The sequence below is a fragment of the Flavobacterium sp. 38 genome, assembly GCF_057799715.1.
The window spans coordinates 487,619-511,817 of sequence record NZ_JBYNWZ010000003.1 but is presented as its reverse complement, the minus strand read 5'-3'; the positions used below and the strand labels follow the sequence as shown (position 1 = coordinate 511,817).

The window sequence follows — 24,199 nt, the reverse complement described above, 5'->3', positions numbered from 1 at the left end:
ATTATGGACGATTGGTAATTCTTTAGGAATCTTCCATAATTTATTTTCCCTTCAACAAATTAATGCTCACCGTCGCCGTATCAGCATCTGGAAATCGCTTGAAAATAGATTTATCTGGAAACAAACCAGCCTCTGCTGCAATGGCATTAAAAACATCGATTTCAACAATATACTGATCAGAAAAACCGTGAGTTGCATCGTAAGCTGTTGCAGGTGTTCGGCCTAAATTGCTGGCAGTCAATTTCGGATTTATGGTATGCAGTTCTATCAGAAGCAAACCAAATTTATGTACATAAGGCGACCATTTTTGCAAATGCTCCAAAAGATTATCTTCAACTTGATTGTTGCTTATTCGTCTTCCTCTGTAAGCAAAAGCGCCAGTAGAGTTACTGATTCTATTTGGGTTAATATGTTCTGGTTCCTGCCAGATTCTGTTGTGGTCTAAAAAAGTCCTCACATTCAGCAGCTCTTTCAGGTCAATATTATAATTTTCTTTCAGATCGGTTGCTAGTAAATCAGGACGGCCGATGTCGCCCCAGATTACTTTTGCCCAGATATCTGCATTGATAAGATTGGCTCGAGTAACTTTCAAAGCAGTCTGATTGTAATCTACTCCAACTATAAATAACGGATACTCATCGAGCATTTTTCCTCGTAAAGTCTGTCTGTCGACTACCTCAAAAATATGCTGTAGAAAAGCGCCATTTCCGCAGCCCATATCCAGGATTCCTTTAGGCTGTTCTTCAATAGGAAGGTTAAAAAGTTTGATTAGAATTTCGTCCACGACTTTAAAATAAGTGTCGTGAGCGCCGCCGCTTCCCCAAACATTCATTTCACGATCCACATGAATTTCGTTTTCGCCTTCAGCAGTTCGTAAGGCATCCGGATTGCCGAAAATTAATTCTTCAATTTTAGCAAATGTTGGTAAATAAGAAACCGTAACACCATACGCACTGGCTCTTTTAGCAAAAAATAAACCTGCTTCTGTAAACTGATAATTTCCATTTTTTTCTAGAAACCAGCCCAAATGCACAAAAAAATCTAAAATCTTTTTAAAATTTTCAGGAGATTTATGAAATTCTTCGGGTCTAAAAGAAGTTTCCATAAAATATTTATGAAACATTCCGTTCATGGCCAGACGCACAATTGTGGGGCCAATTAGATAGCCTTCAATATGTTTTAAAATTTGTTCCTGAATGCTATTGATTAGAGAATCGTTGGAAGGCTCAATTCCGTATCTTTTTTTATATTTTTCAAAAATTACATTAAGTTTTTCAAAAGGCGTATCTTCAAACAAACGCGGATGAAACTGTATCGATAATTGAAGCAATGTAACAACATCTTCATAGAGATAAAACAGCGAAAAAGCAGTTTCGGTTTTTTCATTTACGGCAATGGTAATAACCTGCGTTTTATTATCAATCTCATAATCTAAAAAACCTTGAGAAGCCAAAACTCTCAAAGCGACATTCAGATAGCCTTCATTGACATTAAAAGCAGCTGTAAGTTCAGATAGTGTTGTCTGCTTTTTGTCTGAGATAAATGGTAATACAAATTTATTTTTTAGCGCAATTGCCACAGGAGCAGTAACCAAGCCATCAAGATGCCTGAAAATGGAACTTAAGAGTTGTGATTTATCGGTCATAATGCAAAAATGAAGGTTAGTTAAAAATAATGATTTTTTTCTTACCTATTGCATGTTGCTTTTTGTTATGAAGAGGTTTTTGTTTTTGGATTTTATTCATTCGTTTGATATAAATATTTTTAGCATTTTAGGGATTATTTTTTCACTTAGAATGATTTGCTTTTCTGCTAATCCTTGTGAAATTAATTTGTAGGTTTGGGTAAAAGAAAATTCATGTTAAATAAGGAATGGTTATTATGAAAAAAATTGGCATTAAAATAATTGGTGTGATTTCTGTAATTTCTATAATCTCATTTTTTTTATTTTTTCTATTCTTACTTTTTGAGGGGGCACTTATAAGAAAAGACATTAAGTCTAATGGTAAAATTTCTGTGGGGAAATGTATTTTACATCGTAAATACAATAGAGCGCAAATTGATTATTTAATTTACAATATTGATGGAATAAGATATCAAGGAGAAGGAGGCGATTCAGTTGGCTCTTCAGAAAATGTTGGTAGGTTCTATAAGATTCGTTATTCTGAAAAATTTAAGGGGTCTTTAGAAGTTTATTTTGATCAAGAAGTTACAGACACTTTAGAAATCCTTAAAGCGGGCTTTAAAAAAAGCGAAATTAATGCATTAGGAGGTAATTCCATAATTGCTCGTGAAGCATCACTTAAACAAGAAATATTTGCAATATTCAACATTAAAGAATAAATCGGTTTTGGAGAAAATCCATAAATGTTTAAAAGAATCTTTAATTATTAATTATGATATAATTTGCGTCAAAAACGATTTTTGATGTATTGGTTTTCTTATTCAACTTTCTGAATTTCTATATTTTTTGTCCTTCTCAGTAGAACTGAAAAAAACTATTTTTTCGTTTTTTATGGCAATAATCATGGCCAAATGTAGTTAAAATCAATATCAAAATCATAAAATTGATATTAAAAGTCAGAATGACAATAACAGAGGTAAATCCAGTAATTACTGAATATTTTGTTGTTTTTTAGCTATAAAAAAACATTTTATTGAAAATAAATTTTACTAAAACGTTTTTGTAAGCTGTACTTACATATATTTGCTATGTAATAAAATATGCAACAATAAAATAATTACCCGATGAAAAAGATTACAATTAGAGATATTGCTAAAAAAGCTGAGGTTTCTATTTCTACTGTGTCTTTTGTTATCAACGGAAAGGGTGAAAAAATGGCCATCAGCCCGGCAGTGATCAAAAAAGTTCAGGATGTAGCACAAAAACTGCAATACAAACCCAGTATGATTGCGAGCAGTTTGCGGACAGGAAAAACGAGATCAATAGGACTTATTGTAGAAGATATATCCAATCAGTTTTTTGCAGATTTGGCAAGAGTGATCGAAGACGAGGCAAAAAATATTAATTATAGAGTTTTTTATTGCAGTACAAACGACGATAATGACCGTTCTGAAGAATTGGTGCAAAGTCTTTTGCAGGCAAATGTGGAAGGTTTTATTATTACGCCAACACGAAATTTGGAAAAAACAATAAGCCAGCTTTTAAAACTCCAGAAACCAGTTGTACTTATTGACAGATATTTTGCCAATCAAAAAGTAAGTCATGTTGTGATGGATAATTACGAAGGCTCTTACGCTGCTGCTAAATTTTTGATGAGTAAAGGGAGAAAGAATATTGCAGTCGTGAATAATAAGTCTGGAATGATTCAGATGAAATTGAGAGAAAAAGGATATGTTGAAGCCTTAAAAGAAGAAGGAATTTATAACGAAAAATATACGCTTCATTTAGATTATCACTCAAGCGAACAGAGCAGAATTGAAGCCATCATAAATTTCTTTACAGAAAATAAAGAGATAGATGCCGTTCTTTTTCTGGCAAATTATCTGGGACTTGCGGGGCTTCAAGCTTTTCGAGATTTGAAATACAAAATTCCAGACGACATTTCGGTTATCAGTTTTGATGATCACGACAGCTTCAAACTGCATACGCCCACAATATCGGTAGTTGCCCAACCTATAGAACAGATAGCGGTCAAATCCATACAATTGCTAATGAGTCAAATGACAAACCTGGACGATTTTAAAATTGAAAAAGTTCTCGAAAAAGGCAATTTAATTATAAGAGAATCAATTTAAAAAAATATAAAATGAAAAGTGAGTTTAGGCTTTTTTTTAGTCATTTCACTAAAACGTTTTAGTTAAAAACAAAAACAGCAACCCTAGTAAAAATGGGCGCTGAGACATTGAGACAGAGTACAATTTTTTATTAATTATTTAAAAACAAACAGAGTAGAACAAACACAAAACGAAGTCAAAACCAATAACCAAAAAAGCTTATGAGACAAATATTAGCAGTGTTAGGCGTGATATTGCTTAGCAGTTTAAGTGCTGCAGCGCAAAATCGATTAATAACCGGCATAGTTACAGATGCAGAGAACAAGGGAGTTGTTGCTGCATCAATCGAAGTTCAAGGAAAACCATTTAGCGCTGTTACAGATGCTGAAGGGCGATTTAGAATGAATGTTCCAGAAGGTAAAGTTACGCTGAATGTATCTTCTATCGGGTTTCAGTCACAGACAGTTGTGCTTCAGGAAAAAGATACCAGAGTTACTGTTGCACTGGTTGAATCTACACAAGAATTGAAAGATGTTGTGGTAACTTCATTTGGAGTTAAAAAACAAAAGAAAAGTTTGGGTTACGCCGTTGGAGAGTTAAAAGGTGAAGATCTGACAAAAAATAAAGAAATTAATTTAGGAAATGCTTTGCAGGGTAAAATTGCGGGCGTAAACGTTTCGGCGCCAGTTACAGGACCATCTGGTTCTAGCCGTGTGGTCATTCGTGGAGCGACTTCGGCATCTGGATTGAACCAGCCGCTTTATGTGGTAGACGGAATTCCGATTGATAACACGCAGCAAGGAAATGCAAACATGTGGGGAGGCGCTGACAAAGGAGACGGAATGTCTTCTTTCAATCCAGATGATATCGCATCGATGTCGGTTTTGAAAGGTAGTGCCGCTTCTGCGCTTTACGGGTATAGAGGTTCAAATGGTGTTATCTTGATTACGACCAAAAAAGGAAAAAGCGGTACAGGAATAGGAGTAGATTTTAGTACAAATTCTACTTTTAATACGCCTGCAAGCCTTTTAAAATGGCAAGATCAGTATGGCGCTGGAGCTCCAAACGCGAGCGGTGTACCAACAAGATTTACTAATTTACAAGAACTTAGAGATTCGTACTATTTTGCATGGGGAGATAAGTACGACGGAACACCTTCTTTGTCTCTTGACGGTGCTACAAGACCTTATCAGGCTTACGGAAAAGATAATGTGGAGAATTTCTATAGAACGGGATATTCTTTCAGTAATACTTTAGCGATTTCTGGCGGAAATGAAACTACAAACTTTAGATTATCTTTCGGAAATACCAAAGATGAATCTATTCTGCCAGAAACTACTTTTGGAAGAAACAACGTGGCTTTAAGTTTAAATTCGGCTCCAAATAAAAAAATCAGCGTAGAAACTAATGCGCAGTATATTTCGGAGAAAAGCCATAATCGTCCATACTTAAACGATTCGCCAAGAAACCCATCTTTCCCAACCACTTTTATGACTCCGGGAACAGATATTAGATGGTTAAGCAATCCGTATGATGCAAACGGCGGTGAAGAAGATTATTTAGGAGCAAACGTATACCATACCAATCCTTATTTTGCTACAAAATCGCCATTAAACGACGACCTTAGAAAGCGTTTTATCGGATCTGCAAAAGTAAATTATAACATTACAGAAAAAATTTATGCTAAAGCTGTTATTGGTATTGATGATATTAATTATGAATACACTGAAATTGAACCTACTGGAATAAACTACAGCCCAGGAGGATCAATCGAAAACAGAGTGGAGTCACGTTCAGAATGGAATGCTTCTGGTTTCTTAGGTTACAAAGGAGATATTGTTAAAGATCTTTCGCTAGATGCCTTTATTGGTGCAAACCGTCAGCATAACCGATACAGCGGTATTAAAATGAAAGGAAATAATTTTATTGTTCCGTTCAAATATTTCTACGGAAATACACAGCCAGATAAAACAGAAAAGTTATTTTCAGAAAGCGAAGTAAACTCACTTTTCTATTCTGCCGATATTGGATACAAAGATTATTTATTTCTTAGTTTAACAGGCCGTGAAGATTGGTTTTCTACTTTAGATCCGTCAAACAATAGTACTTTTTATCCTTCTGTAAGTTCAAGTTTTATTTATTCTGAAGTGATTGGTCTTCCAGAATGGATTTCTTATGGTAAACTTAGAGCTGGCTGGGGTAACGTTGGTGGAGCATTGCCAGATGCTTATGCTTTATCTTTAACTTATATAACGCCAGACGGACAGACAGATTCATTAGGGCAGCCAATTTTGGGTGTAAATGGAGAAACAATTCCAAACAGAACTTTAAAGCCATACAACGTAAGCACAATTGAGTTTGGTTTTGAAAACACATTTTTCAACAATAGAGTAAGTACAGATTTAACATTCTACAGTAAAAAAACTACGAATGATATTACGGATGCCGATGTTTCTCAAGCTTCTGGATACAGAACGACGAAAATCAACGTTGGAGAAATCCTAAACAAAGGGGTGGAGTTTGCTATTAATGTAAAAGCAGTTAAAACAGAAAGTTTCACTTGGAACGTAGGTTATAATTTTGCTTATAATGATAGTGAAGTGCTGAATCTTTCTGATAAAATTACAACGAAAACATTAGAAGGAAACAGAGACGGAAGAGCTAATGTAGTTTTAGAAAAAGGACAGCCTTTTGGAGTTATTAAAGCTTACGATTATTTAAGAGATACAAACGGAAACATTGTTTTAGATACAAATGGTAAATTTTTAAGAGGAGATTTAATCATTGCAGGACAAGGTGTTGCACCGCTTTCTATGGGATTCTCAAATGATTTCTCTTATAAAAATTTCACTCTTTCTGTTTTTATGGATGCTAAATTTGGAGGAGAAATCTATTCTGCTACCAATCAGTTAGGGACTCGTTACGGATTAAGTGAAATTACTCTTCCAGGTCGTGAAAACGGAGTTGCAGTAAGCGGAACAGATGTAAACGGAGCTCCTGTTAACACAACAGTTTCGGCTTATGATTACTGGAGAAGTTACAGCGACGTAACCTCAAACTTTGTTTACGATGCCGATTTTGTGAAGTTGAGAGCCATTTCTTTTGCATACAATTTCCCAAAAGCATATTTGAAAAAAACACCATTTCAGTCTGTTAGTTTAGCCTTTTCAGCACATAATTTATGGACTATTTATGACAAAGTTCCAAACATAGATCCAGAGTCAAATTACTCAAACAGTAATGCGCAAGGTATGGAGAGAGCTTCTATGCCATTGACAAGAAACTATGGTTTTGCACTTAATGTCAAATTCTAATACTAAAAAAGATGAAAAATAGATATATTAAAATATTTTGTGTCGCAATTGTTAGTGCTTTGACATTGGCATCATGCGATAAAGGATTCGAAGAAATGAATACGAATCCAAATGCTTTAACAGATCCAGCTGTAAAATCGATGTTTACACTTGCCGAAATTTATGTTGACGGACAAGATTTTTCTAACACAAGAGGAAATAATATTTACGCAGCGCAGATTGTGCAGCAATTTTCGTCACCGAGTGGCGCAGGTTCGAAATACGCCTATTCTTCTGAATATTCGGCTGCTCTTTTTGGAGAAACGTACGGAAAAGGATTAAATCAGATTTTCCAATTAATATCTGTAGTAGAGGATACGCCAGAAAATACAAATATGATTCAAGCTTGCAGAATCATGAAAGTTTTCTTGTTCCAAAAACTGACCGACACTTATGGTGAAGTTCCTTATTTTGAAGCTGGAAAAGGATATAATGGAAATGTTTTTTCTCCAAAATATGATACTCAAGAAGCTATTTACAATGATCTTTTAAAAGAATTGGACGAAGCTGGAACGGCGCTAGACGCAGGAAAACCTTTTGTTGGAAATGCTGATTTATTTTACCAAAGCGATGTAGCAAGATGGAAAAAACTGGCAAATTCTTTAATGTTGAGAGTAGCCATGCGTTTGTCTAAAGTAAATCCTGCAAAAGCAAAAGAATTTGTAGAAAAAGCATACGCTAAAGGCGTTTTTACTTCAAATGATGACAGTTTGGTTTTACGACATGATGCAGGGCCTCCGGGAGTAAAAACAAATCCGATTACTTCTTCATGGGTTAGAAATGATTTGAACGGAGGAGAATCGAATATCAAATTCAGTAAAACTTTCATCGATTTATTGAAAAACACAAACGACCCTCGTTTAAGAATTTATGCAAAATTAGAAGCAACAGGAGATAATAACCCTGCAAATCAGCAAGGTTTAGCAAATGATGCAAAAGAATTTCCAGGCGGAGACAAAAAACTTTTCTCAGATCCTAATACGTCAACCGTATTGCGTTATGATGCTCCAACGCTAATTATGTCTTATGCTGAGGTTCAATATTTATTGGCAGAAGCCGCAGTAAAAGGATGGAATGTTGGAGGATCTGCTCAAACGTATTATGAAAACGGAGTAAGAGGGGCAATGAATATTTTAGCCATTTTTGGAGACAAAGTGCCTTTGGTTTCACCAGCAGAATATACCACTTACATTACGACTTATCCGTTCAAATCTGCAGGAACAGAAGCAGAAAAAATCGAACAGATTATCACTCAAAAATGGATTTTGTTATTGTTTAATGGTTTTGAAGCATTTTCAGAATACAGAAGAACAGGTTACCCAGTTTTAGTTCCTGTAAATGATCCAACTGGAGAGACAAAAGGAACAATTCCGAGAAGATTAATTTATGATCAGTCAGAATTGATCACAAACGAGGCTAATTATAAAGAAGCAATTCAACGTCAAGGTTTAGATTTAATGACCACAAGAATCTGGTGGGACAAATAGATTTTTAAATTTGGTTGGTTAGTTAGTTAAAATAAGTCGGGTCATGAGCATACCCGGCTTATTTTTAAATCAAATAAAGAATTGATCTCACGAGTGTAATTGAAAGTTATTTTGCAGATTCAAATGCTTTTTTTTCGCAGAAAAACAAAATTGTATTCTGCTGAAAAAGATGGATTTATTTTCAGCATTTTAAATAAAATATACTTAAAGTTTATTTCATTATTTGAATTTAAACAATACAAATCAAAACCAAAATAAACATAGGCAGTGGTAAAGAAAATATTTCTAGTTGTATTTTAGAGTTACTAACAAAGAATAAATTCTGCAGAGAAGGAATAACACGGTCAGTTCTTTCCTTCTCTAAACTGCCAAATTAGGTGCCTTTTTACTAATTTTAGAAGGTATTAATATAGTATTCCAAAAAATGAATTATCACAAAAAACTTCGCTGGTTAACGAGCTTATGCCTCGCAGGCTTTACATCGATTGCTTTTGCACAGCAAATCGATTTAAAAAACAATTGGACATACCGTGAAGAAAAAACTAAAAAATGGTATCCCGCAACAGTTCCGGGAGAAATTCATACCGATTTGCTGAACAATAAATTAATTCCTGATCCATTTTATAGAGACAACGAAAAAAACTTGCAGTGGATAGAACGTAAAAACTGGGAATATAAAACTGTTTTTCAGGTTACTGCAAAAATGCTGAAAAAGAAAAATACAGAATTAGTTTTTGACGGATTAGACACTTACGCATCAATATATGTAAACAATCAGCTGGTTTTAAAAGCCGATAATATGTTCCGTCAATGGCGTGTTGAGGTTAAAAAGAACTTGAAACCAGGAAATAACGACTTGCGAATCGTATTTCAATCGGCGCAAAATGTAGTCGATTCGCTGGCTAAAAAAGATCAGCCATTTGTAATTCCAGACAATCCGAGAGCTTATGTACGCAAGGCGCAATATCATTTTGGCTGGGATTGGGGACCAAAATTTACCACTTGCGGCGTATGGAAAACGCCAAGATTGGAAGCTTATGACGAAAAAGCGCCTGAGAAACCGTATGTTTTAAATCGAAAGATTGAATTAATACAAGACAAAGACAGTCTTGGGAAATCTTTTTATTTTAAAATTGATGGAAAGCCAGTGTACATGAAAGGAGCCAATTACATTCCGTCTGATGCTTTTCTTTCTAGAGTAACAAAAAAAGAATATGAAAAAATAGTTTTATCGGCAAAAGAAGCCAACATGAATATGCTTCGCGTTTGGGGCGGAGGCATTTATGAAGATGATTATTTCTACGATTTATGCGATAAATACGGAATAAATGTCTGGCAGGATTTTATGTTTGCCGGCACAATGGTTCCTGGAGACGATGCTTTTTTTGATAATGTAAAAAAAGAAGTGCAGTATCAGGTAAAGAGATTGCGCCATCATCCAAGTATCGTTTTATGGTGCGGGAACAACGAATCTGACGAAGCTTTTAAAAATTGGGGTTGGATGAAAAGTTTTAAAATTTCCAAACAAGATTCGATTCGTTTATGGAAAGATTATACGCGTTTATTTCACGACAGTATTCCGAAATGGGTAAAAGAAGCTGATGGCAAACGTCCCTATTTAAGTTCTTCGCCTTTATATCATTGGTCAAAACCAAAAAGCGTAACAGAAGGAGACAGCCATTATTGGGGAATTTGGTGGGGAATAGAAGATATTGAAGCTGTTCAGAAAAAAACGGGACGATTTGTGAGCGAATACGGAATGCTATCGTTACCCAATTATTCTTCAATTGAAAATTTTACCTCAGAAGAAGATTGTCATTTATATTCAGATATACTAAAAGTACATTTAAAAGCGGGTAAAGGTTTTGAGAAGTTAGATTCGTATCTCGGCAAATATTTTATAGATGCCTCTAAAATAAAAAAGCTGAATTTGGAAGATTATGCATACTTGAGTCAGTGTCTGCATTATTATTCCATAAAAAATATTGTTGGAACCCACCGTTCAAAAGCGCCGTATAATATGGGAACTTTGGTCTGGCAATTAAACGACTGTTGGCCAGTTGCCAGTTGGAGCATAACCGATTACGAGAACCGACAGCCTAAAGCGGCATGGTATGCTATAAGAGAAGCTTACAGAGACGATATCAAATCAGAAATTGATTTTACTCGTCCAATAAATTTAAAACTGGAAGATCCAAAAATAAATTGGCAGATAAAAGGAAACACAATTATCCTAAAAGCAGAAAAAGCAGCTAAATATGTTTGCATTTCAGCCAAAGTGTATAACGGAAAATGGAGCGATAATTATTTTGATTTACAAGCGGGAGAAGAAAAAATAATTTCGTTTGAAGGAAAAGTCAAGAAAGAAAATATTAAGATTTATTCTTTATATGAGGTTTTGAATAGGTACTAAGGTACTGAGACTCTAAGGTTCTAAGTTGCAAAGAGACAAAGAGACAGAGTTTTTCCGTAGAGGCGCACCGCAGTGCGTCTACTTACGAAGACGATAATCTATCTTTTATTGGGTGTTTTTATAAATTTTTATGTAGAGACGCACCGCAGTGCGTCTCCTTATGAAGACGATAATTTATCCTTTATTGGGTGTTTTTATAAATTTTTCATGTAGAGGCGCACCGCAGTGCGTCTCCTTACGAAGACAAGATTTTATTCTATTACTAGGGTTCTATAAAAGACAAAGGGTCTTCCCATGAATTCAAAAAAATAAAAAATTACAAATGATAAACAGCAAACTAATTTTTAGCGGAGTTTTAATTTTTAATCTGTTTTGCGGCGGTATTGTATTTTCTCAAAAAAAGAAAATAGAAAATACGGCAAATTATACGCAATATGTCGATCCAATTATCGGATCTGCTGGCCATGGTCATGTTTTTGTGGGGGCTAATGTTCCTTTTGGAGCGGTTCAACTAGGTCCGGTAAATATTTTCGAAGGTTGGGATTGGTGCAGCGGTTACAACTACGCCAGCAATACGATTTTAGGCTTTACGCATACACATTTAAGTGGAACCGGAATCGGTGATTTAAACGATATTTTGGTGCTTCCTGTAAGCGGAAAAGTCGGCTTGACGAAAGGCACAAAAGAAGATATGGTAAACGGATACGGTTCGTATTTCTCTCATAAAAACGAAGTGGTTAAACCAGGATATTACAGTGTTCTTTTAGACAAATATAAAGTCAAAGCCGAATTAACAGCAAGCGAAAGAGTAGGATTTCATAAATATACTTTCGAAAACACAAACGATTCTCATATTTTAATTGACCTCGCTGACGGAATTGGCTGGGACAGACCTGTAAAAACATTCATTAAAAAAATTAGCGAAAATAAAATAGAAGGCTATCGCTATTCGACAGGCTGGGCAACAGATCAGCGCATTTATTTTGCAATGGAATTCTCTGAACCAATTGCCAATATAGCAGTTTACGACAGCACGGCAGTGGTTAAAGGAACACAAGGCGAAGGCTTAAAAATAAAAGCAGTTTTAGATTTTAAAGCTTTAAAAAATAAACAGATTCTAGTAAAAATTGGAATTTCTCCAGTAAGTACAGAAAATGCATCGGCGAATATAAAAGCAGAAATTCCAGATTGGAATTTTGAAGCTGTTGTAAAATTAGCAGATTCAAAATGGAATAAAGAACTTAATAAAGTTCAGATCAAAGCCAATGAAAAAACAATGAAAGTTTTCTATACAGCATTGTACCACACCATGTTTGCGCCTTCCATTTTTAATGATGCCAACGGAGATTATAGGGGAACAGACAAAAAAGTATACGAAAAAGCTAACTTCACCAATTACACTACTTTTTCGCTTTGGGATACTTATCGAGGACTACATCCTTTATACACCATTACGCAGCCAGAAAAAATCAATGATATTGTAAAATCATTTTTAGCGATTTATCAGCAGCAAGGAAGATTGCCAGTTTGGCATTTAATGGGCAACGAAACCAATACCATGAACGGAAATCATTCTATAGCCGTTATTGTCGATGCGTATTTAAAAGGATATCGTGATTACGACACAGAGTTGGCATACGAAGCAATTAAAAAAACGGCAATGCAGACCCGTGACGGAATGGATTATGTTCAAAAACTCGAATATATTCCTGCTGATAAACAGTTGGAATCTGTTGGGAATGCTTTAGAATATGCCATCGATGATTATTGTATTGCTTTGATGGCAAAATCTTTAAACAAAACAGACGATTATAATTACTTCACCAAAAGAGCCAATTTATACAAATTGTATTTCGATAAAGAAACCACTTTTATGCGTGGTAAATTGACTAACGGAAATTGGAGAACACCGTTTAATCCGCTTTCATCTGCGCATCGTAAAGATGATTATGTCGAAGGAAATGCTTGGCAGTACACTTGGCTAGTTCCGCAAGATCCGTATGGATTGATTGAATTGTTTGGAAATGAAGAAAAATTTATAGCTAAACTGGATTCACTTTTCTTGCTAACCGACAAAGTCGAAGGTGAGGATGTTTCGCCAGATATCAGCGGTTTAATTGGACAATACGCACACGGAAATGAACCGAATCATCATATTCCGTATTTGTACGCTTATGTGGGACAGCCTTGGAAAACAGCCAAATTAATTCGCGAAATCGACGATAAATTTTATTCTACAAAACCAGACGGATTGTGCGGTAACGAAGATTTAGGGCAAATGTCGGCTTGGTATATTTTATCTTCGATGGGATTTTATTCTGTTAATCCAGCAAACGGAATTTATGTTATAGGAAGTCCGTTAGTAAACAGTGCCGTGATTCATCATACAAAAGAGGTTTCTTTTACAATAAATGCGGTTAATAACAGCGCTTCAAATATCTATATTCAAAAAGTAGAATTCAACGGAAAACCGTATACAAAATCATACATTACACAAGAAATGATCGTAAAAGGCGGAGAACTGAAATTGTATATGGGAAGCAAACCATCAGCAACTTGGGGAGTGAAGAAAGAGGATAGACCTAAGTAATTTTAGATTTTTGGATTTTAGATTTTAGATTACACGTTCCTGCAAGGTTTCCAAAACCTTGTAGGTATAATTTAAAGTTTAGATAAATGAGATTTAAATTTCGCAAAAAAGATAAATACCTACAAGGTTTTGAAAACCTTGCAGGATAACACATATAATATGAAAATAAAGAGTTTAATTTTTCTTGGAATAGTGCAATGCAGCCTTTTTTTAAACGCACAAGTAAAAGTCTTAGATCCTGTAGAATATGTAAATCCTTTAATGGGAACACAATCGTTGCATAATCTTTCAAACGGGAATACGTATCCAGCAGTCTGCCGACCGTGGGGAATGAATTTCTGGACGCCTCAAACTGGAAAAATGGGCGATGGTTGGGCGTATACTTATACAGCCGAGAAAATCAAAGGATTTAAGCAAACGCATCAGCCTTCGCCGTGGATGAACGATTACGGTCAGTTTTCGATTATGCCGGTTACGGGTAAATTGGCTTTCGCCGAAGATGAACGCGCGAGTTGGTTCAGCCATAAAGCAGAAGTTTCAAAACCTTATTATTATAGCGTTTATCTTGCCGATCATGATATTACAACTGAAATTACAACAACAGAAAGAGCGGCACATTTTCAGATTACATTTCCAGAAAATGAAAAATCTTCTATTGTAATCGATGCATTTGATAAAGGTTCTTATATCAAAATAATTCCTTCAGAAAATAAAATAATCGGTTATACAACTCGCAACAGCGGCGGTGTTCCTCAAAATTTCAAGAACTATTTTGTTTTACAATTCGATAAACCATTTTTAACCAATTCAACTTGGCTTAATAAAGATTTAACTGCTGATAAATTAGAATCAGAAGGGAATCATGTCGGTGCAGTTATTGGATTTAAAACTAAAAAAGGAGAAAAAATCAATGTAAAAGTGGCTTCTTCTTTTATAAGCTTTGAACAGGCGGAATTAAATTTAAAAGAATTGGGAACAGCATCTTTTGAGGAAACTGTTGCAAAATCTAAAGCAGAATGGAATAAAGTTTTAGGAAAAATTGCTATAGAAGATACCAATACAGATCAGTTAAAGACTTTCTATTCTTGTTTATACCGAACCGTTTGTTTTCCTCAAAAACAATATGAAATTGATAAAGACGGAAAAATTGTGCATTACAGTCCGTACAACGGAAAAGTGCTGCCGGGTTATATGTATGCAGGAACGGGATTTTGGGATACTTTTCGTGCTTTATATCCTCTGTTAAATCTGGTTTATCCGTCTATAAATAAAGAAATGCAGGAAGGATTAATAAACGATTATAAAGAAGGCGGATTCTTGCCAGAATGGTCAAGTCCAGGATTTAGAAATGTTATGGTAGGAAATAATTCTGCCTCAGTAGTTTCAGATGCTTATATAAAAGGATTACGCGGTTATGATATCAATACTTTATACGAAGCTTTGCTGCACGGAGCGAATAATGAAGGTCCGCTAGAAGCTGTTGGAAGAAAAGGAGTGGAGTATTACAATACTTTAGGATATGTTCCGTATGATGTGAAAATCAACGAAAATGCGGCTCGAACTTTAGAATATGCTTATGATGATTTTACGATTTGGAAATTGGCAAAAGCGTTAAATCGTCCGAAAAAAGAAATCAGTTTGTATGAAAAACGAATGATGAATTACAAAAATCTCTATAATCCAGCAGTAGGTTTAATGAGCGGAAGAAATAAAGACGGCTGTTTTCCAGCCAATTTTAATCCATTTAAATGGGGAGATGCTTTTACCGAAGGAAATAGCTGGCATTACAGCTGGAGTGTTTTTCATGATATTCAAGGGTTGATTGATTTAATGGGCGGAGAGAAAAATTTCACAGCAAAATTAGATGCTGTTTTTGCGACGCCTCCAATTTTTGATGACAGCTATTATGGAGCTGTTATTCATGAAATCCGCGAAATGCAGATTATGAATATGGGGCAATATGCTCACGGAAATCAGCCCATTCAGCATATGATTTATTTGTACAATTATGCTGGAGAACCGTGGAAAACACAATATTGGTCCAGAGAAGTCATGAACCGTTTGTACAAATCAACTCCAGATGGCTATTGCGGAGACGAAGATAACGGACAGACTTCTGCATGGTACATTTTCTCAGCCATGGGATTCTATCCCGTTTGTCCGGGAACAGAAGAATATGTTTTGGGAGCGCCATTATTTAAGAAAACAACTTTACAGTTAGAAAACGGAAAACAGCTTGTCATCAACGCGCCAAATAATTCGGAAACCAATAAATATGTAAACGATTTAAAATGGAATAATGCTCTTCATACTAAAAATTACATCAATCATTTTGAGGTATTAAAAGGTGGAGAATTAAATTTTGATATGACCAATTCACCTAATTTTAAAAGAGGTACAACAAAAGAAGCATTCCCATATTCTTATTCAAATTCAAAATAAAAAGATATGCAGTCACGTAGAAAATTTATAAAAAACGCTGGCATTTTTTCAGCAGGATTATTGGCAGTTCAAACAGAAGCATTCGGATTTAATTCAGATACTTTTCAATTTCCTTTAAAAGATTTTGTTTCAAAAAGACCTCCAGTTGCCGAAAGAAAATTTACAAGTAAAGCCATTGAAACTGCGATAGTACGCGTTAAAAAACAAATCGCCAATCCAGAATTGGCTTGGATCTTCGAAAACTGTTTTCCAAATACATTAGATACCACAGTAGATTTTGAGATTATAGACGGGAAACCAGATACCTATGTCATTACTGGCGATATCGATGCTATGTGGCTTAGAGATAGTACAGCGCAGATTTGGCCGTATATTCCGTTTGTAAAAGAAGATCCAAAACTGGCAGAATTAGTAAAAGGAGTAATTAATCGTCAAGCGAAATGTATTCTGCTCGATCCGTATGCCAATGCATTTTATAAAGATTTTACAAAAGAAAGCGAATGGAAAAATGACCTTACCAAAATGCAGCCCGGAATTCATGAAAGAAAATGGGAAATTGACAGTTTGTGTTATCCAGTTCGTTTAGCGCACGGGTATTGGAAAGAAACGGGAGATATCAGTTTATTTGATGCCAAATGGAAAGAAGCCATGCTTTTAATCCTTCAGACTTTTAAAGAGCAGCAAAGATTAGACGGAAAAGGCGGGCCTTATAGTTTTCAGCGTCAAACGGCGTGGGCAACAGATGGAGTTCCGTTAGGCGGTTACGGTTATCCTGTAAAACCTTGCGGATTAATCGTGTCGACTTTCAGACCAAGTGACGATTCTACTTTATTCGGTTATTTGATTCCGAGCAATATGTTTGCTATTGAAATATTGGGATATCTGATTGAGATTTTCTCTCTTCCAGCTTTAAAAGACAATGATTTGGTTGCAAAAGCCACAGAATTAAGAGATCAAGTTCAAAAAGGTTTGAACGAACACGGAATTATCAATCACCCAAAATTCGGAAAAATTATAGCTTTTGAAGTTAACGGTTACGGAAGTTTCCATATGATGGACGATGCCAATGTACCATCATTACTATCATTGCCTTATTTAGGCGCAATTGCTCCAAATGACCCTTTGTATTTGAATACAAGAAAAGTAGTGCTATCAGAAAACAATCCATTTTTCTACAAAGGAAAAGCAGGAGAAGGAATTGGCGGTCCGCACACGGGAGTCGATACGATTTGGCCAATGAGTATTGTTTTAAGAGCGATAACAAGTGTAGACGAAAAAGAAATAAAAACCTGTATTAGCAATTTAATTAAAACCAATGCCGATACTGGATTCATGCACGAATCTTTTCATAAAGACGATGTGAACAAGTTTACTCGTAAATGGTTTGCTTGGGCGAATACCTTATTTGGCGAAATGATTGTGCACACCAGTATTCATTATCCTCAAATTTTAAAAGATAAAAATATCTAGTACTAAAGCTAAAAAAGTAAAAATGAATACATCACACGCCATTGGGCTAGATATAGGAGGAACACATATTACAGCTGCGGTCATCAATAAAACCGATATGAAAGTTTTGGACTTTTCACTCTGCAAAGAATCCTTTGATTCGAATAAGCCTGCAGATGAGGTCATGAACATTTGGAAAAAAGTAATCTGCACCGCAATAGAAAATTCTAAAATTAAAAATATTACGGGAATAGCAGTTTGCATGCCAGGCCCATTTGATTATAAAAACGGTATCTGTTGGATTAAAGATCAGTCCAAATACGAACATTTTTACGGATTAAACATCAGAGAGTTGCTTCTAGAAACTCTTGGTTTTACTGCTGATTTTCCAGTTCTTTTTGAAAATGACGCCGTTTGTTTTGGAAAGGGAGAAGTTTTTAAAGAGCAGGAAAATCTTTCTAAAAAAGTAATGGCAGTTACCTTAGGCACCGGATTAGGGGCTTGTTTTATTGATAAAGGAGTATCGATCAGTTCAGGCAATTCTGTTCCTGCTGATGGTGAAATTTATAATTTGCCTTATCAAGAAGGTATGGCAGAAGATTATGTTTCGGTTAGAGGTCTTTTAGCACATTATAAATCTTTAAGCAGTATAGATCTTAATAATGGTTTAGAATTGTATAATCTAGCAAAAAATGGAGATCAGTCGGCCATTGCAGTTTTTGAAAGAATGGGGGAGGATTTAGCAAAAGTTGTTATTCCGTGGATTAAAAACTTCACAGCAGATCACATCATTATTGGTGGAAAAATTGCCAATGCGAGCGATTTGTTTTTGTCTTCATTTACTAAAATAATCCAAGAATCGGATTTAAAAGTTGAGGTTTCCATTTCAAACGATAATGAAATTGCTGCCTTACTAGGAGCCGTCAGTTTTCTTTGCGATTAAAACAAAAACGGATGAGTAAAACCAACTCATCCGTTTTTGTTTATAATACATTCGATTGAAGTGCTACTAGCTAAAGCTGGAGGTAATTTATATCGAAAAACTTTGTCAAATTTTTAAACTTCGACAAATTTTCCACACGTAAATTAGTGAATTCGTGGCTACCCCAAAACCATTCTTAATCTCTCCTTAAACCCATAACAAATACTTTTAGATTCAAATTTTAATCCTTACTTTTGAGCCTCATTAATTTTAAACAAAAATCATGGCATCTATCACATTAGGAGGAAATCCAGTTCATACATCAGGCGAATTACCAGCAGTTGGATCGCAATTAGCTGACTTCAAATTAGTTCAAAACGATTTATCAGTTGCGTCTTTGAGCAATTTCGCTGGTAAAAAATTAGTTTTAAACATTTTCCCAAGTGTTGATACAGGAACTTGTGCAACATCTGTTAGAACTTTCAATGCAAGCGCAAGCGGATTAGAAAATACAACTGTTTTATGTATCTCTAGAGATTTGCCTTTTGCTCAAAAACGTTTTTGCGGTGCTGAAGGTTTAGAAAATGTAGTAAACTTATCAGATTTCCAAACTGGTGCTTTTGGTAAAGCAAACGGACTTGAAATTGTTGACGGGCCATTAGCAGGTTTACACTCAAGAGCAATTATTGTTGTTGACGAAAACGGAAAAGTTCTTCACACAGAACAAGTTGCTGAAATCGCAAACGAACCAAATTACGAAGCTGCTTTAGCTGTACTATAATATTTTCCTTTAAATGGAGTTTCAAAAAGATAACACCTTTGTTACAGGTCGATTAAAAAGCATGAAATATGCTTTTAATGGAGCTGTAAAATTAATAAAAACCGAACACAGCATTATGGTGCAATTCTCATTGGGAATTATCATGACTATAGCTGGGTTCTATTTTCATATTTCACAAACCGAATGGCTATGTCAGACATTAGCCATCGGTTTTGTTTTAAGCATTGAAGGATTAAATACGGCAGTTGAAAAAATAGCCGATTTTATCCACCCCGATTTTAGCAGACGAATCGGTTTTATAAAAGATATCGCTGCAGGGGCAGTATTTTTTGCTGCAATGACTGCAATAGCAATAGGCTTGATTATTTATATTCCAAAATTTATTTAGGCAAAGGAAAACGCAAGAATGGCAAAAAATAAAAAAGAAACTGTAGATAAAAAAAACGATAAACAAGAAGGAAATAAAAGATCTTTTAAGATGTCTAAACAACAAAAATTTGTTTTAGGATGTCTTTTGGTTCTTTTTTCTATTGCCCTTTTGGTAGCATTTATTTCTTTTTACGTTAATGGACAATGGCAAAACGATCAAAGCGTTGTAAACCAGCTTGGCGATCGCACTGAGGTGGCTGAGAATTGGCTTGGCAAATTCGGAGCTTATCTTGCCGATTTGATTATCTATCGAGGTTTCGGTCTTGCATCTTTCATATTCGTGCGTTTATTTTTCCTTACGGGAATGTTTCTTGCATTGGAACTTTCGACCCAAAAACTAAAAAACACTTGGTTCTGGGATATTTTTGCCATCATTATCGTTTCTGTATTATTTGGTTTCTTTGCTACTTCTGCACCAGAATTAGGAGGTACAATTGGTTACGAATTAAATATATTCCTTCAAGATTATATCGGAAAAACAGGTACTTTGCTTACGCTGCTTTTCGGTTTAATTGTATACTTGATTTTCAAAATCAAATTATCTCCAGAAAAAATCCAGTCTTATTTTGATTCGACTAAAAAAGAATTAAAATCAGAATTAGACACATTAAAACCAGCAGTTGCACAACCAGAAAGTGCTTATAATCTGGAAGAGTTTTCTATTAAAGAAGAAGAGGAAGAAAACGATCCTGAATTGGATAATATCCATATTAAAACTGTCGATTCTCAATTTGAGATCAATAAAGAAGCTTTAAAACCAACTATTTCTCATTCGTCTGAAATTGAATTAAATCCTATTTTAAAGCCAATTCAGCCGCCTGTTGCGCAAGTTACTGCCACTCCAGACGAGGCTTTTGTTATAGAAAAAGCAGAAGAAGAGGATATTATAGAAGAAAACTTAGCTTCTCGCCTAGTTGCCGATTTCGGCCTTTTTGATCCGACTTTGGATTTATCAAATTACAAATTTCCAACCATTGATTTATTGAAAGAATATTCGACTGGAGGAATTACAATCAATCAAGAAGAATTAGAAGAAAATAAAAATAGAATTGTAGACACACTTCGTAACTACAAAATTGAAATTGCACAAATTAAAGCAACCGTTGGTCCATCGGTTACTTTATATGAAATTGTTCCTGAAGCGGGAATTAGAATTTCTAAAATTAAGAGTTTAGAAGATGATATTGCTTTATCATTATCCGCACTAGGAATTCGTATTATTGCGCCAATTCCAGGAAAAGGTACTATCGGGATTGAGGTTCCGAACAAAAACCCAACTATGGTTTCTATGAAAAGCGTAATTGGAGCGGCGAAGTTCCAAGAAGCTGAAATGGAATTGCCAATTGCATTAGGAAAAACCATTTCTAACGAAACTTTTGTAGTCGATTTGGCTAAAATGCCTCACTTATTGATGGCTGGAGCAACGGGACAAGGTAAATCTGTCGGATTAAATGCGGTTTTAACTTCGCTTTTATACAAAAAACATCCTGCAGAAGTAAAATTTGTTTTGGTTGACCCGAAAAAAGTAGAGCTTACACTTTTCAATAAAATAGAAAGACATTATTTAGCGAAGCTTCCAGACACAGAAGATGCTATTATTACAGACAATGCAAAAGTTGTCAACACATTAAATTCGCTTTGTACAGAAATGGACAATCGTTATTCTTTATTAAAAGATGCGATGGTTCGTAATATTAAAGAATACAACGAAAAATTCAAGTCTAGAAAATTAAATCCAGAAGCGGGTCACCGATTTTTACCTTACATCGTTTTGGTTGTCGATGAGTTTGCCGATTTGATTATGACAGCAGGAAAAGAAGTCGAAGTTCCGATTGCCCGTTTGGCTCAGTTAGCGCGTGCCATTGGTATTCACTTAATTATTGCCACGCAAAGACCTTCTGTAAACGTAATTACAGGTTTAATTAAAGCCAATTTCCCTGCCAGAATTGCTTTTAGAGTAACTTCTAAAATCGATTCAAGAACCATTTTGGATACGCAAGGTGCAGATCAATTGATCGGGCGAGGAGATTTATTATATACCAACGGGAATGATGTAGTGCGTGTTCAGTGCGCGTTTATTGACACTCCAGAGGTTGAAAAAATTACAGATTTTATTGGCGGGCAAAAAGCGTATCCAAACGCTTATTTGCTTCCAGAGTTCGTTGGGGAAGAAAGTGGCATCAATCTTGATATAGATATTTCCGAAAGAGATACTTTATTTAGAGAAGCGGCAGAGATAATTGTCAATGCACAGCAAGGTTCTGCTTCTTTATTGCAGCGAAAATTAAAATTAGGATACAACAGAGCTGGTCGTTTGATCGATCAACTTGAGGCAGCAGGTATTGTTGGTCCGTTTGAAGGCAGTAAAGCACGCAGTGTAAACATCTTAGATTTAAATGCTCTTGATCAATTTTTTAATAATGAACAAAATTAATCCAATCATGAAAGCAAAAATTCAAGAAATCAACAACAATTCTATCACAAACATGACTAAAAAGTGTTTTCAAATGGCAGTTATATTGCTTTTGAGCTTCACTTCTATTCAGGCTCAAGATAAAAAAGCGAAAGATTTATTGAACGAAGTAACTTCTAAAATTAAAAGCTACAACAATATTGTCATCGATTTTAAATATTCTTTGAATAACGCCAAAGAAAACATCAATCAAGACAGTAAAGGAAACGTGACGATGAAAGGAAATCAATATGTTTTGAATTTTATGGGCGTTACCAAAATTTTTGACGGCCAAAAAACGTATACTATTGTTCCTGAAGATGAAGAAGTTACTATTTCTAAAGTAAACGAAAAGGATGATAACGCTATTACTCCTTCTAAAATGCTTACTTTCTTCAATTCTGGCTACAAATACAATATGGATATCGTTCAGAATGTAAAAGGAAGAAAAATTCAATACATCAAATTAGTTCCTACGAGTGGAAAAGACCAAAGAAAAGAGATTCTTTTAGGTATTGACGTTCAAACAAAACACATCTATAATTTGATTGAAACTGGAAAAAACGGAACAAAAACAACTTTAACCGTTAATTCTTTTAAAACCAATCAGCCATTATCAAAAAATCAATTTACCTTTGTAGCGAGTAAATACCCGAAATACTACATCAATAAATTAGATTAATCAGAAGGTTGAAAATTCTAGACAAATACTTATTAAAAACATTCTTATTTACATTTACTACGGTATTTGTAATCTTATTTTTCATATTCATACTTCAAACAGTATGGCTATTTATATCAGAACTAGCAGGTAAAGATCTCGACTTAATATTGGTCGTGAAATTCCTGCTTTTTTCTATGCCTCGTATTATCCCGCTTGTGCTACCGCTTTCGGTATTATTGGCTTCGATTATGACTTTCGGAAATCTAGCCGAAAATTACGAGTTTGCAGCCATGAAATCTTCAGGTATATCATTGCAAAGAGCAATGAGAGTGTTGATTATCTTTATTTTCGTTTTAAGTATTGTTGCATTTTGGTTTGCAAACAATGTTATTCCGTATGCCGAATATAAGTTTGTCAATTTTAGGAAAAACATTGCACAGGCAAAACCTGCAATGGCTATTGCCGAAGGTCAGTTTAACGATGTTGGTACTTACAACATTAAGGTTAACAAAAAATCTGGCGAAAACGGAAATCATCTGGCAGGCGTGACAATTCACGAAAAGGCAAATACTATGGGTGAAAACAAAACCGTAATTAAAGCTAAAACCGGCGAATTGGTCAGCAATGAGAAATCCAGCATTTTGAAACTGGTTTTAAATGACGGTTATTACTATCAAGACGTTACTCCGAAAAAATATGAGGATCGTGCAAAATTGCCTTTTATAAAAGGAAAATTTAAAAAACAGATCATCAATATCGATTTGTCTGAACTTAACAAAGTTGACGACAGTAAAGAAAGTATTGCAGGAACAAATGCAATGCTGAATGTTAATGAGCTAGGTTATACTTTAGACTCATTAAACAAAAATTTAGACAACGAAATTGCTTCTTTTTCTGAAAACATTAATCAGAGAGTTGGAATTAAAAGATTTGCTAAAGATTCTCAGAAAAACATTAAAAAGAAACCGCTTCCAAACGACGTTTTGTCTATTTATTCAAATAAAGATAAAGTAGATATCTTAAAAATGGCTGGAAGCAATATTACGAGTAATATATATTCGATCGAAACAACTCAGCGAGATCTAAAAGACAAACAGCGAGAAATCAACAAACACTACAATGCATTATACGAGAAATTCGTTATTGCGTTTGCTTGTTTCTTAATGTTCTTTATCGGAGCTCCACTAGGTGCTATTATTAGAAAAGGAGGACTTGGACTCCCTATTGTATTTGCTGTTTTAATTTTCATTACATTCCATTTCATCAATACTTTCGGAAAAAGGCTGTCTCAAGAAGGCGGAATGGCTCCATTTTTAGGTTCTTGGATGTCTTCATTCATATTGTCGCCGTTAGCTGTATTATTAACCTACCGTGCCACTAACGACAACGGATTGATTAATTTTGATGCGATAACAACGCCGATTTCACTGTTTTTTCAAAAAATTTCTGAGCGGTTTTCACCTGCTCAAAAGCAATAAT

Annotated in this window: 15 protein-coding genes; 14 read left to right on the top strand and 1 reads right to left on the bottom strand. The window is 35.0% G+C overall.

Going from position 1 to position 24,199, the window contains the following annotated elements:
* Window positions 1–40: 40 nt before the first annotated feature.
* The gene (locus AC3E9W_RS10940) at window positions 41–1,645 is read right to left on the bottom strand and encodes a class I SAM-dependent methyltransferase (RefSeq protein ID WP_488768365.1); all 1,605 of its coding nucleotides are present in this window, start codon (window positions 1,643–1,645) and stop codon (window positions 41–43) included.
* A gap of 236 nt (window positions 1,646–1,881) precedes the next feature.
* Here AC3E9W_RS10940 and AC3E9W_RS10935 point away from each other — a divergent pair, with 236 nt between their 5' ends.
* From AC3E9W_RS10935 to AC3E9W_RS10870, 14 genes are all read left to right on the top strand, one after another.
* A complete protein-coding gene (locus tag AC3E9W_RS10935) occupies window positions 1,882–2,343 on the top strand; it encodes a hypothetical protein (protein WP_488768364.1) in 462 nt (153 codons plus the stop codon).
* A gap of 405 nt (window positions 2,344–2,748) precedes the next feature.
* Complete coding sequence (locus AC3E9W_RS10930; protein ID WP_488768363.1) at window positions 2,749–3,759, top strand: LacI family DNA-binding transcriptional regulator; 1,011 nt, start codon at window positions 2,749–2,751, stop codon at window positions 3,757–3,759.
* A 200-nt stretch (window positions 3,760–3,959) separates the two neighbouring features.
* A complete protein-coding gene (locus tag AC3E9W_RS10925) occupies window positions 3,960–7,052 on the top strand; it encodes a SusC/RagA family TonB-linked outer membrane protein (protein ID WP_488768362.1) in 3,093 nt (1,030 codons plus the stop codon).
* Between the two features lie 11 nt (window positions 7,053–7,063).
* Window positions 7,064–8,578, top strand: a complete 1,515-nt coding sequence (locus tag AC3E9W_RS10920; protein WP_488768361.1) for a SusD/RagB family nutrient-binding outer membrane lipoprotein — start codon at window positions 7,064–7,066, stop codon at window positions 8,576–8,578.
* A gap of 424 nt (window positions 8,579–9,002) precedes the next feature.
* Entirely contained in the window at window positions 9,003–10,991 is a 1,989-nt protein-coding gene (locus AC3E9W_RS10915) for a beta-mannosidase (RefSeq protein ID WP_488768360.1), read from the top strand.
* A gap of 322 nt (window positions 10,992–11,313) precedes the next feature.
* On the top strand, window positions 11,314–13,581 hold the full coding sequence (locus AC3E9W_RS10910; protein ID WP_488768359.1) for a GH92 family glycosyl hydrolase: 2,268 nt from the start codon (window positions 11,314–11,316) through the stop codon (window positions 13,579–13,581).
* Between the two features lie 159 nt (window positions 13,582–13,740).
* Window positions 13,741–16,023, top strand: coding sequence for a GH92 family glycosyl hydrolase (locus AC3E9W_RS10905; RefSeq protein ID WP_488768358.1), 2,283 nt, complete (start codon window positions 13,741–13,743; stop codon window positions 16,021–16,023).
* Between the two features lie 6 nt (window positions 16,024–16,029).
* Entirely contained in the window at window positions 16,030–17,493 is a 1,464-nt protein-coding gene (locus AC3E9W_RS10900; protein WP_488768357.1) for a glycoside hydrolase family 125 protein, read from the top strand.
* A 22-nt stretch (window positions 17,494–17,515) separates the two neighbouring features.
* Window positions 17,516–18,415, top strand: a complete 900-nt coding sequence (locus AC3E9W_RS10895) for an ROK family protein (protein WP_488768356.1) — start codon at window positions 17,516–17,518, stop codon at window positions 18,413–18,415.
* A gap of 262 nt (window positions 18,416–18,677) precedes the next feature.
* Entirely contained in the window at window positions 18,678–19,175 is a 498-nt protein-coding gene (gene tpx, locus AC3E9W_RS10890) for a thiol peroxidase (RefSeq protein WP_488768355.1), read from the top strand.
* A 13-nt stretch (window positions 19,176–19,188) separates the two neighbouring features.
* Complete coding sequence (locus tag AC3E9W_RS10885; protein ID WP_125721653.1) at window positions 19,189–19,563, top strand: diacylglycerol kinase family protein; 375 nt, start codon at window positions 19,189–19,191, stop codon at window positions 19,561–19,563.
* 18 nt (window positions 19,564–19,581) lie between these two features.
* Window positions 19,582–22,038 (top strand): DNA translocase FtsK, encoded by a 2,457-nt coding sequence (locus AC3E9W_RS10880; RefSeq protein ID WP_488768354.1) that lies wholly within the window; start codon window positions 19,582–19,584, stop codon window positions 22,036–22,038.
* A 73-nt stretch (window positions 22,039–22,111) separates the two neighbouring features.
* Window positions 22,112–22,738, top strand: coding sequence for an outer membrane lipoprotein periplasmic chaperone LolA1 (gene lolA1 / locus AC3E9W_RS10875; protein WP_488768416.1), 627 nt, complete (start codon window positions 22,112–22,114; stop codon window positions 22,736–22,738).
* Window positions 22,739–22,746: 8 nt separating this feature from the next.
* Complete coding sequence (locus tag AC3E9W_RS10870; RefSeq protein WP_306158854.1) at window positions 22,747–24,198, top strand: LptF/LptG family permease; 1,452 nt, start codon at window positions 22,747–22,749, stop codon at window positions 24,196–24,198.
* Window position 24,199 lies beyond the last annotated feature (1 nt).